We start from the raw sequence: 23,711 nt of genomic DNA, 5'->3' as shown, positions 1-23,711 counted from the left end.
TTATTTATTTTTCCAAAGAAACCGATTTTATCTTCACCCGAGCACCCTCTTCATTCGAAACTACAAAACCGATAGTTACAGTTCCAGCAGAGGCTAAGTTAAACTCTACACCCTGCTTTGTCAAAGGTGTCGTTTCATCCCAATGCAAATAAGCAAGCACATCCGGGTCGGTCATCATATTTTCAATATCCGGCAATTCGGAACCCTTGGTTACAACAAGATAACCATCACTCTTTCCATCAAATCTAAATGGAATGAACCCTGCATTAAAGGTTCCGGCAGGCAAATCTACAGACTGATATATCTTCGCATTGGTCAATGCTCCTCCGGTAGCCTTATTTGCATAGAAGTCCATAACACCTCCATTATCACCTTGATATCCTCCTACATAGATTTTCTTTGACGAATTATAAGTAGACTTGACATTTTCCGTACAACTCCAATCTTTCAAACAATCGACACGACCTGAAACCAAACCAGCCTTAACAAAAGGAGCTCCACTATTCTTTATGTACTCATCTGTAATGTCTTCCCATATATGTATAACTTTTGTTACAGTGACCAAATTTCCGCGTGTCCCTTTCGAAGTCAACTTCACGTTATAAATCCCTACTCCAGGAAATACATGCTCTTTAGGATCCTGTTCCGTTACAATCTCAGAGCCATCCCCGAAATCCCATTCATAATTCAAACAAAATACAGAAGTATTTGAAATATGTATTTTCAAGGGATCTTTTTCATCGACTTCAAACGTAAAATCCGGTTGAGCTTCTATAAGTCCGGCCTTAATATCCAAAACAATAAGACTCTTACTTTCATTGATATCGACATTCGAGCTTAGGATCTTCACTCCTAAAGCATAGCGCTTATCTAAATTAGATAATAAGAAAGGGATATCTATCGCTAAATTGGACATTCCGAGATCTTCTCCTTTAGCTATATTCACTTGAGTATCCAGTTGATATTTACCTTCAGGTAATATTTCCGGAATACTTCCATCTTCATCTACCAATTCTTCCGACTCGATCAGTCCCGGTATAGTATCATTGTCTACACCCAATTCCACCACAACATTACCTTTGCTCCACACAGATCCTCTATATATGCCTATTGGTATAAGGAGCTTATTATTTTCCGCATCTATTTTATATCGGAACGGCTCATTCGGTGATTCTATAATCTGATCAACTTTATAAATAAGAGTCTCATATACTCCAGCAATATATACTTTATCATTCGGATATTCTGACCCGGCATCATAAACTTCACGGTATTCACAAGCATATAATAGTATCGACACCGTCAATACGGATAGAGCTTTATATATTATCTTTTTCATACATTTATTATTTTATTCGTTAAGATGATTACCAAAGCGGGTTCTGAGCCCAACCAGCAGCCATGACCTGTTCATTCAAAATAACAGATCCTGGTATTGGATAGAAATACATTTTGGGAGTGAAGACACGTTTTTCCACAGAAATTTTCCTATAAGTAAATGTACCATCACTTTCATTCTTTTGTATTTCTACTCCTTCCAAATCTGAATTAAGATCTGTTGTCGCAGTCATCCATCTCCGAGTATCCCACAAACGATGATCTTCAAAAGCAAGCTCAACACGTCTTTCATTCCGTATTCTCTCCCGAAGCACATCTTGACTGGCATCAGTTATAGGAGTCATTTTAACATCACTACGCTCTCTTGCCTTATTTGCATAAATCAGAATATCTGGATTACCCGGATCTGATTCATTCAAGGCTTCGGCATAATTCAAATAAATTTCTGATATTCGGAATATCACCCAAGGATGGTTGCTTGTCCCATTCGTAACCAGATTGATGTTCGAATCCACAAACTTTCTCAAATAATACCCTGTCAAAGTTCCGTTTTTGATATTTTTGTGCGCTCCACCTTCAAAAGTTTCTATAGTCGTATTCTGAAATGAAGCTCCGTTCATATATACTGTCAAAGCCAGACGAGGATCCCGATTGGCATACGGATTGGCAGCGTGTTCAGGATTATTCCAGTCAAATTTACTCCCATCAATCATTTCATAAGCATCTACTAAATTCTGAGATGGAGTAACGCGTCCTTCTCCATTCGGAAAACCAGCCGGAAAATTGAGTTTCTCAAACGTATTGGTATTTCCATTTATACGGCGCACCAATATCAACTCAGGACTTTGGTACACCTTACCTAAATCCGTATATCGGGACATTAGTTCATATCCGGCTTGTGCTGACAAATCTATAACCGCTTTAGCTGCTGCCGCAGCTTCAGCCCACCGTTCTTTACGGTCTTTCTTGTTCAAAACAATCAATTCCGGATGAGAATACCCTTGCGCCCAAGATTCAGTATTCCATAAATCACTGGCAGCATACAATAATAAACGGCTCTTTAAGGCTAGAGCAGCACCTCTTGTTACTCTGCCCAAATTATCGTTATTATATACTATAGGTAAAGCATCTTCTTCTCCGTTTGGGCCTTCACCTCCTAAAACCGTACACTCATTCACTACAAAATCGACACATTCTTGCAACGAATTTCTCTGGATTTTCTCAAAATCAGTATCTAACGATAGAGCCGTAGTCATAATAGGTATACCACCATATCGTTTTATCAACTCAAAATGATAGTATGCTCTTAAAAAACGAGCCTCTTTTTTCCAATTTGTAATATCAGCCAACCTCGTTTTATATATTTCTTGGGCATTCTCACTCGGATCAAGTTTATAAGCGTCCAGATTGACTTCAAATTTTTCCGATGACTCCAAATACGTATTCACTCTTCGAATATAGGAATAATAATGCGACCATACATCATCAGGATTGACATACTGGTTCCACGAACCGGAATTAAAAGTCTGAGCATTACCTTGTAATGTATATTCGGCCTCATCACTCAACGAAGCCATCATGGCATTATCTATCAAGAAATGTCCATCCCGCATCCCGGTATACAGATGAATAACTTGTTTTTGCAGATTACCATATTCCGTAGCAATGGCTTCTTCGGTCAACGTTGTAGGATATTCTCTGTCCAAATCTGAACATGAGCCAAACAAAGAAGCCACCAATACCAAAGCTATGCTATGTATTTTTATCGTATTTTTCATTTTACTACTGTATTAATCAAAACTGAATATTTGCTCCCAAACTAATCGTTCTTACTGCCGGATACCCTCCAATCCGTTCCGAATCGTATCCTTTAACTGCATCTATTGCAAACAGATTGGTTCCATTCACAAAAATTCTCAAATCGGCTTTTGCTGCCGGAATAATATTTTTGAAACTGTATCCAAGCTCTACATCTCTCAACTTCAAAAAATTACCATTACACATCCAGAAAGTAGATGTTCTATAATTATTCTGCTCATTCGTAAGAGTCAATCGAGGATAGGTCGCCATATGTGCAGTTTCTTCCGAAGTCCATCTCCCCAAAGCATACTCAGAGATAGGACCATTATTCTGAAACGCCTTATAATAACTTGCATCCAGATATACCGTTCTATTCAAAGCTGCATGAAAAAACGCCGAAAAATCAAAGTTTTTATAAGTAAAGCCTAAATTCAATCCCAATGTAATTTCCGGAGTTTCGGTATAGCCGAAAGGATAACTATCGTTATTATCAATAACTCCATCCCCATTCCAATCTTTATACTTCAAATCACCGGGAAGCACATCTTTCCAAGTCGGTTTTGCAACGTCCGGATTATCAATATCTGCTTGTGTATAATATCCCAAAGCTTCCAGATAATAAGGCTGGTCTATACGATGTCCTGTCTTGTACAAATGGCTATTATTTTCTGCTTTAATCTCTTCAGACATATACAATATCTTATTTTTAGCTGTCCAGACATCTGCTTTTACATAATAGTTAAAATCTTTTCCTACATGGTCACTATACATCACAGAAGCCTCAACCCCTTGATTCTTGGTCTTTCCAATATTCAGATAAGGCAACTCAGCTCCTATATAAGAAGGTATCGTACGACTGGGCAAGCACAATATATCTGTACGGCGATTATAGAAATAATCAAAAGTCAAATTCAATTTTCCCCATAAGTTTGCTTCAACTCCAACATTGAATTTCTTATCTTTCTCCCAAGTAATGTCCGGATTGGCCAATCTCAATTGACGAAGACCATATAAATAACTATTCGATGTCCCGATATTATACCCATCTTTCTCCCCATATTCTTGGTCATACATAAAGCGAGTATCACCATTGAGTTTATCGTTTCCGGTCAACCCATAAGATGCCCGAAGTTTCAAAAATTTAACGACATCGTTTTTCTTCAAAAAATCTTCTTCCGAAATGATCCAGCCTACAGAACCTGCTGGGAAAAATCCTGCACGATGCCCTTTAGCAAAAGTTTCTGTTGCCTGTAATCCCATAGAGAATTCCCCTATATATTTCTTGGCATATGTATATGTAAATCGAGCCCCCATACCTACATGGACAAACGGTTGTTGTTTTCCATACGCTTCATTTTCATAAGAATACATCAGTAAAGCATCGATATCGTGTACATCAAATGAACCGCTATAGTTCAAAGAGCCCTGGAGTGTCGTATTTCTCCACTGGTCAGATAACGAGTCATCAATCGTCAACGACTCTTTTTTACCAAATGGTTCCGAATACTGATATTTCCCTTCTGCATCTTTACCCGTCAATGCATAATATTCATAATTGGCATAACGGTTAGAATATCCCAAATAATAACTGTTGAATGCTATCGCACCGGAAATACTCAACCCGGGAAGCAACATATCTAATTTCTCCGTCAGTTTCAATGCAGAATTTATATTCCTTGAGTTCTGTCTCCAATACCCCCGCTCAGCAATATTCGCTAATGGATTCGACCAGTTACTGCTACCACCCCACGAATTATTCGGATTTCGAACAGGGAAAGAGTTAGGAGGTAAAGATTGTATCCGGTTAAAGAGGTCATCTGTATTTTTACCGGCACCCGTTCCTCCCGGAGTTATCTTATCCTCTATTGCTATACCTAATGTAATATGTGCTGAAAGATTCTTAGAGATATTCACATCCATATTGGAGCGGACATTATAACGGTTATAACGTTGATTACTAGTTTTATCAGATAAGTCCTCTGTCCGTTTCATAAGTCCGGAATTGCCTAAATAGTTCAATAGTACAAAATATTTCACAACATCATTCCCACCTTGAAAATTCAGCCCGACTTTATACATTTCGGCTGTTTTCCTCAATGTCTCATCATACCAGTCTACATCCGGATACAAATACTTATCAGTGCCATTTTTATAAGCATCCAAAGCTTCTGGTCCATAATACTGGGCACCTCCATTTACATATCCATAAGCTTCATTATACAAATTAGCATAATCATACGAGTTCAAGAATTTCGGCATTTTCGTAGGCTGCTGAAACCCGACCTGAGCTGTGAAATTAATCTTCAAAGGAGAATTTGTCCCTCTTTTCGTATTTATCAACAAAACACCATTGGCACCTCTCAATCCGTAAATTGCGGTTGCCGAAGCATCCTTTAACAGTGTAACAGATTCTATCTCCTCTGGCATCAGTTGAGACAATAACGTCCGCAGATACCCATCAGCATCGGTATATTGAGTTACAAAACCATCGATAACAATCAAAGGCTCCTTCAATCCCTGAAATGTACCCATACCTCTTATAAACAGACTATTATCAATAACACCGGGCTCATCCGAACCTTGTCCTACAGTAAGCCCCGGCAATCTGCCGGCCAAGGAGTTAAGCAGGTTCGGTGTAAATGATTTTGACAACTCATCTCCCCGAACCGAAGAGATAGCACTACTTACTTTGTATTCGTCCTGCACATCATACCCGATATGAGTTTTTACAGACAAGCTGTCCCCTGCCGCTGACATAGATACAGGAATGGCGAGGAAAACAAAACTCGTTATATATTTAAATATTGAATTCATAATATTTATTTAAAAGTTTAAGAAACGCACTTACATCAATATCCCGGATTTTGTATCAAATATCCTTTATCCATTTCTCCAGTAGAAAACGGGTGTCTGTACATTTTTTTAGTAAATGTCCTCACTTCAAAAACATATGGTTCATAACGGCATTCTTTAGAGCCGTCAATTTTATAAATTTTAATACCATACATATTTCCTCTCATAACACCATCTTGTTCGCATATTTCCCAACGTCTTGTATCATACAACCGGTGGCCTTCCATGCATAATTCGATAGCTCTCTCGTTCCGAACCCTTTCCCGGAATTCACTTTGGGATAAATTACGAGGCAACTTAGGCATACCTACCCGTCCTCTAATCTCATCAACAGCATCGTATGCCTCTTCTGGTGGAACATCATAATACTCATTCAAGGCCTCGGCATAACTCAAATAAAATTCTGCCAACCTGAAAATACACCCTTTAGGCTCTACCCGTACATTGTCTCGCCGACTAACAGCCAAAGGTACCGGCTTATGCATATACTGCCCAGTTATACATTTGTCATTACCGGTCTCAGACAAATCCATCGAGAGATTATCCGTCGTATTCCAAGGCCGACCGTGATAAGTTGCTGTCTGTCTGAAACGGGGATCCAATTCTTCGTATTTCGCCATCAAATCATCACCACCATCCATATTCCAAGTCTGAGGTGTACCATTCTTCGTCTCATATTTCATAACAAAATTGAATGTCATACATAGGCCTCCACCTGAACCACCAACGACACTCGGTATTTGACCATTCCATGGGAAATGTCCTGTACCCACTTTACCCCGACACTGGTCAGCAAGTATCACTTCTTCATTGTCTGGCTGATCCCAAATATATAAATACGATATATCTTCTCCCGTAGCATCATCTTTCTTGTTTTTTACAAGTTTTACTCCTGTTCTAGCAGCCTCATCGAGAACATCCTTCGCCGCATCGGCTGCCTCTTTCCATCTCTCTTTATCATAATCACCTAAAATAATCAGGTCATTATTGGCACCAAAATTCAAATACGGTTTGGCTGTATTGAATGTCGGACTTGCAGCATATAATAAAGTTCTGGCTTTCAAACACATTGCCGCCAAGTTAGTCAGACGTCCCCTTTCCGAAGTACTCAACTCATTCGGTTTCGGCAAAAGAGATATGGCTTCTTTACAATCATCCAAAATAAACTGAACGACTTCTTTTACCGTACTTCTTGGAATTTTAAGGTTACCTCCTATATCCACTCTTTCTCGAAGAATAGGTACACCACCGTATTTACGTAATAATTCAAAATAATTAAGAGCTCTGATACAATAGCCTTCACCTTTGACCCTTCTTTTAAAAGCAGGATCATCGAATGGAGCATTATCGATACGCTCTATGATGGTATTTGCTCTACGAATTGCTTTCCAATGAGTTGTAAAACGAAGGTCACCAGTATTACTCGGACTCATTCCACCTGCATTCCATGGGGCCTGGCACCAATACCACCCCTGAGTTATCTCGGCTTCATCAGTTGCCGCACCCCAACCAATATCACTTCTATCATGATCATTCCAATAAGGAAAATCACTCTTTACTCCCATAAAATAAGTTCCCGCAACAAAATAGTCTACTTGGACAGGAGAAGAAAAAATAGTGTCTTCTGTCACATCTACTCCGGGAGGTTTTTCCAGATAATCATCACACGACAAACTTATCGAACTTAACAGTATACTTAAAAATACGACTGTGATTTTATATGACAAATTTTTCATCTTAGTATTCATTAAAAATTGATATTGATTCCCATGTTAACCGTTCTTACCAAAGGATATGGTTCATAACCATTATCATCATATGAAGGAACTTCCGGGTCTTCTCCTTTCCATAAACCACTCCAAGTAAGAAGATTGGTTCCATTCACATATATACGAGCCGATTCGATACGTAGCTTTCTCAATATACCATCTCTGAAAGTATACCCCAATTCGACATTCTTTAAGCGTAAATATTTCGAATCACGTATCCACAAAGTAGAATTTTGGTAGTTGTGCATCTGAGACTTATCAGCAGATACATGGGGAAATGTTATTTTCTCTCCATTTTCATACTTCTCTTGAGTCCAGCTCCAATCTTTCAAGAAATCCAAGGCTGAACCATCTTGTTGCCATCCCTGATAAAATTTCTTCGATGCTTTCTTCGATGCATGTGCAGCTCCTTGGAATAAAACAGAAAAGTCAAAATTCTTATAGCTACCGCCTAATGAGAAACCATAAGATATTTCAGGGAAAGGAGTATATCCGATAGGTACCATATCATTGTTATTGATAATACCATCCCCATTCACATCCTTATATTTCACATCTCCCGGCTGTAACTTGTTATTGTTCCACATAGAAGCAGGACGGTTCGGGTCATTTACCTCTTCCCATGTATTATAAAAACCTTCGGCGATAAGTCCGAAATATTGTTCAAAAGGCTTACCGGTACGTTGCATATAGGGATAGGCTCTATCCACCTCGTCCATTTCTATAATTTTATTACGAGCGAACGTAAATAATCCTTTCACCCAATAATTAAATTTGCCGACATGGTCATAATATGATATTTCACCGTCAAACCCATAATTTTCCATTTTTCCCAAATTATACGCCGGAAGGTCTGCACCCACGATTACAGGCACACTTCCCCGGTTTGCCAGAATATTATCCCTCCGTTCTTTAAAGAAGTCTCCTGTAAATTTTATCCGACCATCCCAGAAATGAATATCGGCACCTATATTCATCTTCTTTGCTCTTTCCCAAGTCAAATCAGGATTTCCCAATTTACCCTCAGAAGCTGTCATATCCCATTTCTTATAATCTTGGCCCAATGTTCCAAAGAAATAAGCATTATTACTTGCAATAGCATTACCGTTATTATCCGACGTATTGTATGTATATGTCGTAGGCAGATATAGGAACCGCTGCCCCCCAATCTTATCGTTTCCAACTTCTCCATACGAGCCTCTAATTTTCACAAAACTTACAGCCTTATTTTCCGGGAAGAAACTTTCTTCACTCAAGACCCAGCCTAAAGAGTAAGCCGGGAAAAAACCGAACCTATGTCCCTCGGCAAAATTCTCCGTTCCGTTATAACCGGCATTGAACTCAGCCAAATATCTGTTTTTATAAGAATACGTCACACGTCCTACCAATCCGGTATAAGCACTCGGAATCTTATATAACAAATTCGGGTTATAATCTTTGGTCTGATTATACAATAACAATGCACCTACCGAATGGTCACCAAACTGTCCGGCATAATTAATACCTGCCTCAAAATAATTGCGGCTTCTCTGACTGAAAGACTCGGTCAGATTATAAGGTGAAGGTGTCCCCTGCGGCAAAAAGCTGGGAGAACCATCCGGTTTTTTTACAGCCTTATAAGTCTGTACTTCTTTATAATACCGAGTTCTATGCCAATTCCATTGTTGGTAAGATATCATAGCATGCACACTCAAACCTTTTACTAAGAATCCAAGGTCGTAAGTCGGCTTCACTGAAACATTCAATTGGTTTGAATAAATTTTCAAAGCTCCACTATTAATCATCAAACGGGTAACCGGATTTCTGGAATAATTATACCGTCCGTCCAAATTCTCGATCACTTTACCATCTACTATACCAGGTCCTGACGTAGGTGGATGTGAGAATGCGTACGAAAGGATTACTCCGGTATCTTCATCGGGACGATGATTAAATTCCATCTGGTCAGAAACATTCAAGGTAACATTGAGTCTCTTTGTTACCTTAAAGTCAAAATTCGTACGGAAATTATATCGTTCATAACGAACCTGAGCATTATAATCCGGAACCAAATTCGTATTATTGTACATACCTCCCTGCGTAAATATACCCAAAGAAGCAAAATATTTTACCCTTTCTGTACCTCCCCTTAAGTTGATATTATGCTGAGTCTGCAAACTCATTTTCTTAAATAGCATATCTACCCAATTGGTATTCGGATAAAATATCGGGTCCGAATTATCTTTGAATTTTTGTATCTCCTCCGGAGTGAACACCGGGTCATAGTTTCCAGTCAAATAACCATCATATTTACGAGTATTATTTAGTTGTACCGCCCAGTTATAAGCATCCATCGGTTCACGTAAGTTCGTAAACGAATTCATGGCAAAATTGGTAGATACACTTAATTTCGGTTTCTCTACCAATCCCCGTTTTGTAGTTATCAAGATTACCCCGTTTGCACCACGTACACCATATACTGCTGTAGCCGAAGCATCTTTAAGTATCGCTACATTTTCAATTTCATTCGGGTCTATATTGTTATAATTTGCCACTTCCACACCATCAACCATAACCAGCGGATTTTGTAAATCACTGTCATAAGAACCGGCAAAAGAACCGATACCCCGAATACGGATGATAGACTGGTCATTACCCGGTTCCCCTGATTTTTGTACCGCTGTAAGACCCGGTAAACGTCCAACGAGCGCATTACTGATATTCGCTTGTGAGGATTGTACCAAATCTTTCGTATTTACCGAAGATATAGCTCCCGTTACGGTTTCTTTCTTTTGTACACCATAACCGACCACTACGACTTCATCCACCATTTGAGCATCCTCAGACATAGTAATGGTCAATGGTTTTAACTCTTTTACCTTATGAGTTACTTTAGTATATCCCAAATAGGTAAACTCAAGAGTTTCGCCCACTGCCGCCTGAATCGAGAACTTCCCATCAATATCTGTCACTGTACCTCGCGTGGTTCCTTTAACAACTACCGAAGCACCAATCAGAGGTTCCCCTTTTGAGTCAACAACCTTACCTGTCAGAGGTTTCGGTGCAGAAGATACAGTTTCTGAAATTTCCGCTCGTAAAGGTGTCACTGAAATGAGCAAAAATATCAGGCATACATTCAGGACCTTCTGTAAAAAGAATCCTACATCAAAACATTTAATTTTAAAATTGGTGTGTTCTTCCATTTTTTTCAGATTTTTTTGTTCACACTTTTCATATATTCTCTCTATTTATTTAAATTCAATCAACATAAACTATAATCCTAAAATCTCAGATTCCTTTACTTTCTTATCATACTCAACCTTTCTTTTAATTTTATCAAAATCATTATCTCTAATATCTATACGTTGGCTATCTGCACCATTTACTTTCAAAAACAAAGGGACATTATCCGTCGCACGAAATCTCGACAACAAAATATCAGAAGAATTATCAATACGGATAATGGGACTCTTCCCTAAAGAAACATCTGCCTGGAAATTATTTAATGATGCATTATGAACATCATCAAAAATGAATGCCGGACGATAATCAGGTTTGCGTACACGACATTGGATATTCTCTATAGTCAGATTCTTGACATGTCTGACATACAATCCATAAGCAGGCAATACCGGCCCGAACATTCTATTTTCAGGATATTCACTGATTTTTTCCGGAACAACGATAGATGCATCCTTTTCATCCGCACCACCGGTATAAGTAAATGTAATATCTCTCAAAGTGACATTCTCAACATAGTGTCCGGGAATCCCTGTTATCGATGAAGTGATAAGACTTTCATTTTCTGCTACAATATTGGATATAGTAACATTCTTCAATACACCATTTCCTCTCCGATTACCTAAACGGATAAATATAGGGGTCTGGATATCCTGCATCGAAATATTATTGATCACAACCCGGTCCATTATCCCTCCGTCAACTACTTCAAGAGCTATTCCCGAAATGACGGTCGTATCTGCTGAAATGCCTCTCAGCATTTTGGACCATGTGCGAATATTATTTTCCGAAGCTTTTCGTATCACACAATTGCTGACACTGATATTCCGAAAAGCATTAAAGGAACCTGTACCAAATTTTATTCCGTTACAATTAGACGAAATGACACAGTTTGATACCGTAACATGCTCTACATCGAAACCGGGAGCATCCGTCTTAAAGCATATTCCATCATCATCACAATCGATAATACAATCCGATATCACCACATTGCGACTATTAATATCAATCCCATCGCAATTATGATTTCCATGAGAGTATATCTTTATACTGTTGATACGAATACCATCTGAATTAGAACAGCGCAATGTCCATGAAGCAGAATTATACAAAAACACATCTTTTACTTGTACATTCTGGCAACGCTCAAATAAGATGACATGGGGTCTACGTCCTTTATCATCTCCAAATTGGAAGTTCTGGTGATTTCCCTGACCGTCAATACAGCCTTCACCACGAACAGAAGCATTTCTGATGTTCTCACCTACAACCACAGCCTTTCCCTGATAAGCTTTAGGGTCTGTAACACCCTTAAGTATACTCCCTCCATGCAAATAGAGATGAACATTACTTTTCAAAAAAATTGTCGATGTTAAATAAGTACCGGACGGTATATGTACAGTACCTCCACCTGTCAAGGCACAACTGTCTATCGCAGCTTGGATTGCCTTGGTATTATCAGCGGAATTTTGATGGGCACCAAAGTCCAAAATTGAAGTGTCCGCACCTTGCATCCCGACTCCCCACAAGCACAATAGGCTCATTAGTAATACTTTCTTCATTTGCAAATTATTCTAAGTTATTATTATTGTTTTTACGACTTATTTTTCGGTACAACCTTTCCAAGAATCCGTACGGAAAGGGACAACCAATAATCCTTCTTTATTACACAGATTGGCCCCCGGATTATTTGCCCAAGCATAACGAACGGCCACCGGTTCTTTTACTTCATCTGAAAACACGACTACTTTATCTCCCTGTATATACGCCTTTGCCCACACAAATTTTCTATCTTCTCCAGCGATAGAAAAACCTGTAACATAGCCATATTTATTATTTTTCGTATATAAACCGCTTTCTGTGCCATTGAAGGAGACAATTATCTTGTCTCCTCTCTTTTCAAAAGATTTATATGTAGGCCCACTACACACTAAATTTTTTTCTCCATACACTTTGTTCATCGCCACCAATGCCAACCGCCGGCCCACCTCCTGTTTATTTACCGGATGTATATTATAAGCGTCACCTATGTCATAAATTACGACCTGTCCCGTCTGAGGTAGAGAAAGTGTCATAGTCTGTGCTTCACGCAATTCAGCCCACGGACTGTCTTTCGGAACAGAATCTTCAGGATTCATATTGGCCAATGATACCCAAAAAAAAGGAAACTCATACCCCCACTGATGTCTCCAGTCCTTTATAAGGTTAGGGAACATAGTCCTGTAAGCATAAGCTCTTCCTGTATCGTGTTCCCCCTGATACCAAATTGCGCCCTTTATCTTGAATTTAATAAAAGGATGTACCATGGCATTATACAGTAACGACGGAGCTATATTAGGTCCAATTTCCACATAACCGAAATCTACACTCGCTGCAGATTTCCTATACTTCCATTTCCCTGCCAAAGGATAGCGAAGTTTTCCTTTGGCTTTTATCTCAAGATAATAATCTTCGGGCTCGGCAATAAAACCTCCTGTATAAGAAGAGTTATTTACCCGGACAGTTATCGTATTCTCCCCATTTATCAATAATTTTTCAGGGATATCATAAATACGCCTTTTGTCAATACCGTGTCCTTCTCCTACTTTTACGCCATTTACCCAAACCATATCTCCATCATCAATAATTCCCAACGACAATATCGCAGGTTTATCGGCCGCCCTTTCGGAAAGCTGTATTTTATAACCATACCAAACATTACCTACCGAACGTCCCAACTCGGTCGATACCCAAGCGCAAGGGACTCTCATTTCGCCCCATGAAGTAATATCTGTCGATGGGAGATACCATCTCTCAGCCATCCCTTTATCATTTTTCAGCGCTATTTCAAATTGGTTACGTTTTTCAGTATTGAGCTCTTGAAACCGATTATAATCTGTCAAAGCCAATTGGTCATAATCGGCTTTCATGTACTGGGGCAAAGTATCGAAAGCCGACCTGCTTGTCCAGGTTCTCACCCCTGTTGCTCCCCATGAGGAATGTATAATACCGATAGGAATCTGTAATTTTTTATAAAGCTCTCGAGCATAAAAATATCCGACAGCCGTGAAATTTCCCACCGAAGAAGGTGAACAAACCTCCCATCGACCTTTGACATCATCTTGAGGCAAAGCATTTATCGTACGCGGTACATTCAAAGAACGTATCATGGAATAATCAGCCGCCTCTATCTCTCCGGAAGCATTATACGCCTCTTTCACTTGAAACTCCATATTCGACTGTCCACTGCAAAACCAAATATCTCCGATTAGAATATTTCCTATCCGAATTGTATTTTCACGCCCGACAATCGTCATGTCATAAGGCCCTCCAAAAGACATTTTTTCCAATTCCAATTCCCAGCGGCCATTCTTCGTCACTCTCGTTTTCCGATGCTGCCCATTGAAATGGACTGTCACCGATTCACCTTTGTCTCCCCATCCCCAAATCATCACCGGAGCATCTCGCTGGATAACCATATTATCTCCAAAAATCCCAGAAAGTTTAATTTCTGCAGATAATTGGAAAATACATACCAGCCCCAAAACTACTATTACCAATCTCTTTATCATAAATCTGATCAATCAACTGCTGTAAGCAAAAAGACAAAACTATCGAACATGGAACTATCATTTATATTTATTCCCATCTTCATAAGCTCTTCTCCCGTAAAGACCATATTATCTCCCCAGAACGAGCGTTTTTTACCTGTCGTATTCAATTCGGTCAGTTTGTACTTTCTATTTTTATCCAAACCATTCAGTCTAAATTCCAAAAATCTATCCCGACCATGAAATTCAAAACTATACGCTAAAACCACTGCTGATTTTTTATCTTTGGCAACATACATGTTGGCTGCCCATCCTCCCTCATCATAAGGAGATACAAGCCTGTATAAATCACCGAACTGAACCACAGGACGAATCTTCTTGTATGTCTCTATCGCATTTTTGGCAAAGACACGTTCTTCCCCTTGCAAATCTTTAGGCTGCAATTCCATACCCAAACGACCTGCCATAGCTACATCGAACCTATATTTCAGAGACGCATTCATTTTCGTCTGATGATTCGGGCTTATCGAGACATGTGCCCCAGTAGCAATGGCCGGGAAAAACATATTCGTTCCATATTGTATGAATATCCGGCTTAGCGGATTGGTATTATCACTGGCCCAGACTTCATCATGATATTTCAAAGCACCAAAGTCCAAACGACCACCTCCCGACGAACATAGCTGTATGGTTATATGCGGATATTTTGCCCGCACTCTCTCATAGACAGAATACAGCCCATTGATATAGTCTACCCAAAAATGAGATTGCTTGTCAGCCGGTAAATACTCGGAACCGGGATTATTAATAAACCGATTCGAATCCCATTTCACATAAGTGATATTCGGTGAACTGGATAATATTTCACCAAATGTCTCTACAATAAAATCTTGAACCTCCGGATTAGTCAAATCCAATACCCATTGGTCCCTTACCAATAAAATATCTCTGTCCCCACTTTTTACAACCCATTCCGGATGTTTCTCAGCCAATTCACTTTTGGGATTCACCATCTCCAGTTCTACCCAAATGCCAAACTTCAAACCTTTTTTATGTGCATAATCAGCCAAATAACCTATTCCATGAGGAAGTTTTTTCTTATTCGGCTGCCAATCGCCCAATCCAAAACGGTCATCATCACGAGGATATTTATTTCCAAACCAACCATCGTCAAGAACAAACATCTCGATTCCGAAATCCGCGGCATCGTCAATCATATCTTTTACCTTCTTCTCATCAAATTTGAAGTAAGTACCTTCCCAACTATTCAATACGACAGGGCGTATCTGGTCTCCATGAGCCAATGCATAACGACGGCACCAATCATGATAGTTTCTCGATATTTGTCCTCTCCCGCACGAACTGTAAGTCCATACCATTTCCGGAGTCTTAAACTTCTCACCCGGCTCTATCGACAAGGATGAAGCATAAGGATTGATTCCTCCCAGAATATGCAGCATACCATACTTGTCTATCTCAAAAGTCAGTTTGTAGTTTCCTGACCAAGCCAAAGAACCGGCATAAGTCTCACCCGAATTTTCTTGTGCCGGAGCATCCGATGAAAGCATAAAGGAAGGATTAACCGATTCCGTTGTCAAAATTCCGGTTCTCGCTTCTATACTCTTTACTCCCGGAGTCAATCGTTCTTCCTTCATCTTCATCTCTGCACCCCAACCTCCATGAAAATGAGTCAAATAATACGCTTTCTTATGTAAAGGGATATAAGCCGATGCAATTTTTTCTATTCTTATATCATCTTTCTCCTTGTTTTCCAACTCAATATATTGAGTAATAACATTTTCTTTCTTATATGCTTTAAATATTACATTTACAAAAAGAGGATATAATTTGTCCTTTAAACAAATTTTCGTCTCAACAACGTTGGCATCAATATCTTTTATATCATGTCCGACATAGTACAGGTCAGTCGTTATTACCCCGTCAGAATGTGTCAACTGTAAAGCCGGATCTAAAAAGTCTCCTGCAGCAGGAAATACTTCCGGGGCTAAAGAACGCCCGTCCCGTCTCGGTTTATATTTCCTATTCAGAAATATTGTCTGGCTATCTGATGATATCTTATCTCCAAAATATTGAAAAATAACTTTTTTATTTTCTGAAACTGTAAAAACCATACTCAGCCCAGTAGTTTCTACCGGTATAATTTTTACAGGTGACGCATATAATTTTATCCCTATCGAAACCAATAATAAAAAAATAACTGTTATAAATTTTCTCATACCAACATTATATTTATTCTTCACTTATATTTATATCCCTTATTGCTTTATCGATAATGTAAAAGGAAATGCCGGGAGATTATCACCATTATACAAGTTTGCCTTCACATCATTATCGACAGCATAACTTACTTTCACCGCATTCCGGACATTATCACCATATATGATCAACCTATTCCTCTCGATACGAGTCTTCACATCCATTTTATGGCCGTTTGCATCATAAACAGAAACATCATTCAATGTATCTCCTTTTACCCATAACCCTTTTGCGTATTTAAACTTCACAACAACTTCAGCTCCTTTTTTTACCGCGCCCTCTGCTATGGGATAATCTGCCAATCCCGCTTTTCCATATACCTTATTCAACGCAGCATCGGCAAACCGTTCGCCGAAAGGCACCTTATTGTTCGGATGCACATCATCAGGATTACCAATTTCTATCGTACAGATAACATAGGTATTATCCTTCTCTCCAGCTTTCAACTGGGCATCTCTCACAATAGCAGCCCTCTCAGCCGATGGATAATTGAAATTGGTCAATTGACCGATCAGAACCGGGAAATCCGAACGAAATCCATTCCTCCAACTATCGATAAAATTCTGTAACTGATATTCGTATTCATCTGCCCATTCTACACTATTTTCTCCCTGATACCAAATAAGACCGGATATTGTATATGGCATACAAGGATATACCATACCATTATACAAAGCCCCGGGCTTACAATGGGGACGCTCGAGCATGTGAACACTTTTGGGTTTCTTTACCGGTTTATTGACAATGCCTCTTGCCGTATCTTTTTGCCATACCAGCATTTTTTCTGCATACATGGCACTATCCTTACTATAGGCTCTTTCCCACGCATTCCATCTTTCTATCGACTTCCTTAACTTGCTGTCTGACTCTTGCAAATCGTAAGAAAGCCAAGACTCAATACCTGTACCTGCCCATGAGGCGGAAATAATCCCTACCGGCACATTCAATTTTTCCTGCAAAAGCACCGCAAAATAATAGCTCATGGCCGAAAAATGTTTCACAGACTTTGCATCACAACTTTTCCATGAAGCCTGTTTCCTTAATTTCATCTCTTTCCGGTCAGAAACTTGACGGGGAACATGAAAAAGCCTGATATTATCATGTTTGGCATTTTTCAATACATTCTCCGAGTTTTTTTCCTCAGCTACTGACCAACCCATATTTGACTGGCCACTAGTAAACCAAACTTCCCCAACCATAACATTATCCAATGTGACCCGATTGGTACCGTCTATCCAAATCTGAAACGGACCACCGGCCTTCGGAGTAGAAACATTTAAACTCCATTTGCCATCTGCACCGGCTACTGCGTTATACACTTTACCATTCCAACCAGTCTCAACCTGCACATTTGTCCCCGGAGTATCCCATCCCCACAATGCCACTTTAGATTTCTGTTTCAATACCATATTATCACTTATAAGACTCGGCAGAAGAACTTCTGCCTGTAAGTCTATAAGCGAAAAACTAAAAAAGAGAAGAAAAAAAATTCTATCTACCTTAAAACACACTTTCATGGATTTAAAATTTTCAGGATATCAAATTTTATGATTTTAGATATTTCAAAATACCGAATATTTTTTAGAGAAATTTTTATTATTACATATCAAATGAATAATGTATATTCCCTGTCCAAGCTCATTCAAAGAGACAGTAGAAAGCTCGGTGAAATCATCTTCCGATATCTGTTTCCCTACCATATCGAATATTCTCATCTTTACCGGTTCCCCCTGATGGCCTTTGAGACTTACACGCCCCGATGCATCTATAAGGATTTCCTGCTCTCCAGTTCTTTTTACCTCATCTATACTCGTCAAAGGGTCTTCATCGGTAATAATATTGCTGACATATTTCGTTACATACGGCTTGGTATTCGGTATCAAAAAGTTCGAACCATGATCACGAATCCAGCTAGCCGGCTCTATCGTATTCTTGTAAAAATATCCTCCGTCTATTCCATTCAGGAACACACATGGCATCGGACAGTCCTTTATCGTATTGCGATGTATGATAATATTTCTAAGTCCTCCGGCAGGTCCCAAATCACCATTCGAAGCCTCCAAAACAACAGAAATGGCGGCACACTGGGAGCGTTTCAAATTTTGCCGCCACATACATGTCTCAATGTAATTCCCACTAATCTCTAAATTTTCCGACAACCCAGCCTCCATCCAGTTAAACTCCGGTCCTATAATAATAGCTCCGGCCCCGGTATTCGTAATCGTATTATTTTGTATTTTACCATTCACAGATTTGATCAATATACCCCTTCCCGGAACATGCCCGATTGTGCAATTTATGACCTTGAACCCAGATCCAAGTCTGTCTGTAGAATACAGAACATCACCCGGAGCTACAGTTTTTACTTTCTCCCACTCTTCATCCGAAAATTGAATCATGGCCTTATTTATATAACGGGTATCCTTAATATCCCTAAAATAAGAAAGACATTTCTTGACCTCAGCAGAGGTAGGAGGAGTTGAAAATCTCACCCTAGAAGCTTTGGCTGCACCCCGTCTGACTCCGCCATTCGACACCGCTACAAGATTTTCATCCTGTTTAAGCGTAAAATCCCCAAGGGAACCTTCCCGAGTCAAAACATACAACTGCTTATAATCGGCATCAACTGAGGAAACCGGATAAAAATTACCATTTATTGCTATCGGATCATCATTCGTATACAAAATGGTACACTCCTCTATAGTAGGACCTACCGTAGCATGTCTACTGTGAATGCCATCGGCAATTCCCGGGCGCAACCTGTCGATGGGGAATCTCGGGTCGTTCTTTTTCCTATCAATTACACAACGATAATAATGCGTATTCTCACAATAATGTTCTCCAAAGTGAAATTGTGGAGAATCGTAAACCGTAATATTGGACATTGTCATATTTTTACAATAATTCAATAACATACAATGTCTCTTATATCCCTTGGGAATATTATTGAAAACAATATAATCTCCTACCTCATAAGCGCGAGGTTTCGGCATAGCCAAATTTACTTCAACCTTGCGACCATCTAAAAACTTTATGGGGTCGGTTATCTGGTTAGTATAAAAATCCCACACCAATTCCCGCGTATCTTTATCAAAAATATGTACCCTGTCCTGCTCTGTTTCCGGGTTTATCATAGGGTATCCTTCATGAATCTCCACTTGCAATGTCTTCGCATCAGCAGACATAGAGATTATCGTCCCCTGAGTAGAACAGGGCGGATCATAATCGATTGTCAAATCGGAAAAGACCATATTTTCACAATGGTCAAAATTGAATGCCTGGTTCTGAAAATTACAAATGATGGTAGAACCATTCCCTTTTATCTTCACATTTTTTCTATAATTAAAAGCATAAGGCCCTTTCCCATCTTTCAAATCAAGTACGTACGTGCCTTTGGGTATATCTATAACACAATCATTCCCTTTTTGAGCATCCAAGATAGCCCTCAAATCACCCATTGTTTCCTCAGCACAAAGACCACCAAATATTCCTAACAGAAAGATAAATAAGACTAAAAATTTCGTATTGTTTCTCATTGTCATCATATATAATTTTATTAACATCTTCTATTCCCATCAAAATTCCTCTATAAAAGGTCTGTTCTCTAACCACGCCAACATATTCATCACCAGATAATTCCAATTTTGGAATCCCGGATTAAGAATAGGTTCGCCATTTTCCGGTTGATAATACTCATGTAACGTACCAAAACGCTTTATATCCTTTCCAAACAGTTTTACGGTCTTCACGGCCAACTCATGCGCTTCTCGTTCATAACCATATTTGACCAACCCTCTCCAAACCATATAATTGGAAATACCCCAAATCGGACCCAGCCACGATGACGGATTACCGGAAGCTTTCAGATTATACATCTTTTCCATTTTCGAAAGTGTCCGGATACCGTATGGAGCATTAAATGTCTTCTCATTTTCAAAATGTTCTTTGACCATCCGTTCTGACTGTTCCGGCGTTGCAATACCGGACCACATGGGCAAAAAACCGGACCACACTCCTATTCTCATAATCAGGCAGTCCCAATCACGAGGCATACCACTGTGCCTCTCAAATGTATCCGGTTGTTTTACCGGTAATAAATTAAGGTCCACACTATAAAAGAAACCGTCTCTCTCATCCCAACAATGTTCTTGTATAGCCGTCTTAAGCTCCGATGCATTTTTCTTATACTGAGGTGCCGTTTCCGATAGATTCAACCTTTCGCACAAATACGACATAGCCTCCAATTCTTTATACATCAAGCAATTCAAAAAAATAGATGCAGAACTGCGTTCTGGACGATAATAGGTACAAGGGTCATTATCGACCCCTATTGCTGCATCGTTTTGCCAATAATAGAGTCCCGTAGCCCTGTCCCGATGGTGATTCACATAATTATTTACAAATGTCTGGAGAAAATAAAATTTTTCCCTGATCCATTCTGCATCACCGCCATTCAGCTCCGTCAAAAATGCGGCATGCTGAGCCAAACAAGGTTTATGCATATTGGTCCTATAAATATCTTTCGGACGTATTTTATCTCTTACAGCGTCCCGTTTTACATTTATCGGTATCCAACCGTCCATACCTCCGAATTCAAGAAAATTCAGGACACAACCCTGTTCGTATTTTATCGCATCTTTCGATGCTTTTTCATTTCCCATATCCGCCAATATCTGGCGTAAAGCAACATTTGTCAACCATGAATCCCAATCCCAAAGAACATCAGCATACTGACTGCTACCCGGAGTTATAAAAGGGTACTTCAGAGAATTACCTTCTTCCCGAAACATTCCTTTATAATCATTGTATATATTCTTTTTTATCACAATGGCATATTCTTTCCAATCCGTATTTTCCTTTTGAGAAAAAACAGGAGCGGAAATAATAAACAACACCATAATAATCAAGAACAAATATTTTATTCTCTGAGACTTATCCATAATAGAGCAAACTTATATCCCTATCAGATTACATTTTTATAATAGAGAGAATACTGTTTTCCACAGCATTCCCTCTATTTTTACAATTTATTTTTGTATTTTTTCTGAATATATTTTACCGTCTTTCGTCTCTATTTTTACGACATAAATACCTTTTGCCAAATTCTGAACATTTACGGATTTGACATTAGAGACAGCAGAAACACATGCACCGAATGTTGTATAAATCTCAGCTGAGGCAACTTCTTCTGTGAAATACAAAACATCAGCTACCGGATTCGGATAAACCCGTACTTGAGACAATACTTTTTCTAAAGATATAGAAGAAGCTTCACCGTTAAACTCAAAAGCACCTAAATCTCTAGAATAACCGGTCTTTGCCACTCCCCGAATATCGGTTTGCGGTATAAGTTCTTCACCATCATATATCAACGATTCTACACCGCCATCAACAGCATAACCTTCACCATCGCTAATAGCAATATAAGGGACACCTTCGGCAGGAACCGTCAAGTCTTCACCAATACCCAATTGCAAGTACTTCTGCTCAAGGGTCTTGTCCCGGACACTCTTATTGCGATTAGCGGTAGCTGTAGCTTCATCCAGGAAATTCCACAAGAAACCTTCCCCCCAAGTCGCATCATACGATCCACCTACACCATCATATACATTGTTCTTAATAATGTATTCACCGGTACAACGTGCATCTTTCTCTCTAACAGACCAGCCCCAGCTATACGTAACAGGTTTTTCACCTCCATCTATTCTCACCGTCTCCAACATAATATTATTGACAAGTACCATGTCAAAATCTCCTCCAAAGTCAGACATATTAACTGCATTTTGGTCCGTCTGCTCTATACCATCGACATAGGTATTATTCAACAGAGAAGTATTATTGACAAATACAAAGCTACCCGACACTTCCGGTGTAGGAGCACTTTTTTGACCAGTAATAAGATTAGCTTGCGGACCTGCTGTACGATTTTTATACAATACATTATTGATAAACTTCAAGTTAATTTCACCTTGGTCGGGGCGTGCCCAATGCAAGAAACCACTGGCTCCTTGTGAGTAGCTATTGGCTACTGTACAATGAGTAAACAATACATTGGTAGCACAAGGAATATCTGCCGTACCATTACTCCTCAACCAAACGGCACCACCGGTCGCATTCCTCGCTGTATTCAACGCTTTATTAGATTCGAAATAGCACTTGTCAAATTTTATATCCATCTCATAACCGTCGATATAAAAAGCACCACCACCGGCACCGGCACCTTTATCAGCAGCGCCATCCGCCGATTCATTGTTGCTGAAGACACAGTTTTCGAAATGGCCAACAATAGGTTGCTCTGTCTCCCTTAAGCAAATAGCACCACCCTGGAATGCTTTACAGCCATCGAATGTAGTATTCTTAGCATATATTTTGCCTTCACAACAGATAGCACCACCACGAACATTTATCCCTTGCTCAGAAACAGCATTTCTAAAAATCACATTTTCGGTATGCAGCTCAGAATACGAGTCTACAAAAATCATACCTCCTGCTGTAGTACCTTCCTCCCGACGCAAATTCTTCAACGTAATATCCTGCAATGTCAACTTTCCTCTTTTCACATCGAAGAAACTTGAATAATTGAGTTCTCCAGATTCAAACTCTTCATCATTCAAGCCTATGATAGCAGCCTCCGGAGCACCACCTTTGATAGTAACTTCCTTTACTTTCACTTCCTCTTGTCCTTCACCAATCCCAATTACCGGGTCAAGATAGATTTCGTCCAATACAACTACCGTACAACCTTCTGTCCATTTTTCGGCATTCAATGAATACCAAGGGGACTCTTCGGTACCGGGATTCTCATCACTCCCATTCATACCACTCACATAAAAAGTGTCCTGAGCCCATAAACTCGGCTGTAAACACAGTGCTAATGCTAGCGGGTAAAACAGTTTTTTCATAAAACTAAAATTTTAATGTGTTA

The 23,711-nt window shown here is 39.4% G+C and carries 12 protein-coding genes; all 12 read right to left on the bottom strand.

Annotated elements, in window-relative coordinates; all coding sequences use genetic code 11:
* Positions 1-4: 4 nt before the first annotated feature.
* Positions 5-1,339, bottom strand: a complete 1,335-nt coding sequence (locus BN2628_RS13320; protein WP_055097653.1) for a DUF5013 domain-containing protein — start codon at positions 1,337-1,339, stop codon at positions 5-7.
* 28 nt (positions 1,340-1,367) lie between these two features.
* Positions 1,368-3,116, bottom strand: a complete 1,749-nt coding sequence (locus BN2628_RS13315) for a RagB/SusD family nutrient uptake outer membrane protein (protein WP_055097650.1) — start codon at positions 3,114-3,116, stop codon at positions 1,368-1,370.
* 16 nt (positions 3,117-3,132) lie between these two features.
* On the bottom strand, positions 3,133-5,952 hold the full coding sequence (locus BN2628_RS13310; RefSeq protein ID WP_055097647.1) for a SusC/RagA family TonB-linked outer membrane protein: 2,820 nt from the start codon (positions 5,950-5,952) through the stop codon (positions 3,133-3,135).
* A 35-nt stretch (positions 5,953-5,987) separates the two neighbouring features.
* The gene (locus tag BN2628_RS13305) at positions 5,988-7,727 is read right to left on the bottom strand and encodes a RagB/SusD family nutrient uptake outer membrane protein (RefSeq protein WP_021931887.1); all 1,740 of its coding nucleotides are present in this window, start codon (positions 7,725-7,727) and stop codon (positions 5,988-5,990) included.
* 11 nt (positions 7,728-7,738) lie between these two features.
* Complete coding sequence (locus BN2628_RS13300) at positions 7,739-10,942, bottom strand: SusC/RagA family TonB-linked outer membrane protein (RefSeq protein WP_021931888.1); 3,204 nt, start codon at positions 10,940-10,942, stop codon at positions 7,739-7,741.
* Between the two features lie 69 nt (positions 10,943-11,011).
* On the bottom strand, positions 11,012-12,541 hold the full coding sequence (locus BN2628_RS13295) for a glycoside hydrolase family 28 protein (protein WP_055097644.1): 1,530 nt from the start codon (positions 12,539-12,541) through the stop codon (positions 11,012-11,014).
* Positions 12,542-12,580: 39 nt separating this feature from the next.
* Positions 12,581-14,530 carry a sialate O-acetylesterase gene (locus BN2628_RS13290; RefSeq protein ID WP_021931890.1) on the bottom strand — a complete coding sequence of 650 codons (1,950 nt, stop codon included), beginning with the start codon at positions 14,528-14,530 and terminating at the stop codon, positions 12,581-12,583.
* Positions 14,531-14,538: 8 nt separating this feature from the next.
* Positions 14,539-16,746 (bottom strand): alpha-galactosidase, encoded by a 2,208-nt coding sequence (locus BN2628_RS13285; protein WP_055100399.1) that lies wholly within the window; start codon positions 16,744-16,746, stop codon positions 14,539-14,541.
* Between the two features lie 39 nt (positions 16,747-16,785).
* The gene (locus BN2628_RS13280; protein WP_246469127.1) at positions 16,786-18,195 is read right to left on the bottom strand and encodes a sialate O-acetylesterase; all 1,410 of its coding nucleotides are present in this window, start codon (positions 18,193-18,195) and stop codon (positions 16,786-16,788) included.
* 153 nt (positions 18,196-18,348) lie between these two features.
* Positions 18,349-20,331 (bottom strand): T9SS type A sorting domain-containing protein, encoded by a 1,983-nt coding sequence (locus BN2628_RS13275; RefSeq protein ID WP_257606487.1) that lies wholly within the window; start codon positions 20,329-20,331, stop codon positions 18,349-18,351.
* A 30-nt stretch (positions 20,332-20,361) separates the two neighbouring features.
* Entirely contained in the window at positions 20,362-21,726 is a 1,365-nt protein-coding gene (locus BN2628_RS13270) for an MGH1-like glycoside hydrolase domain-containing protein (protein WP_021931894.1), read from the bottom strand.
* Between the two features lie 87 nt (positions 21,727-21,813).
* Positions 21,814-23,688, bottom strand: a complete 1,875-nt coding sequence (locus BN2628_RS13265) for a T9SS type A sorting domain-containing protein (protein WP_021931895.1) — start codon at positions 23,686-23,688, stop codon at positions 21,814-21,816.
* Positions 23,689-23,711 lie beyond the last annotated feature (23 nt).

The organism is Gabonia massiliensis (assembly GCF_001403595.1).
Lineage (GTDB): Bacteria > Bacteroidota > Bacteroidia > Bacteroidales > Coprobacteraceae > Coprobacter > Coprobacter secundus.
The sequence above is the reverse complement of the archived record's forward strand: the minus strand, read 5'-3'. Positions and strand labels throughout refer to the sequence as shown.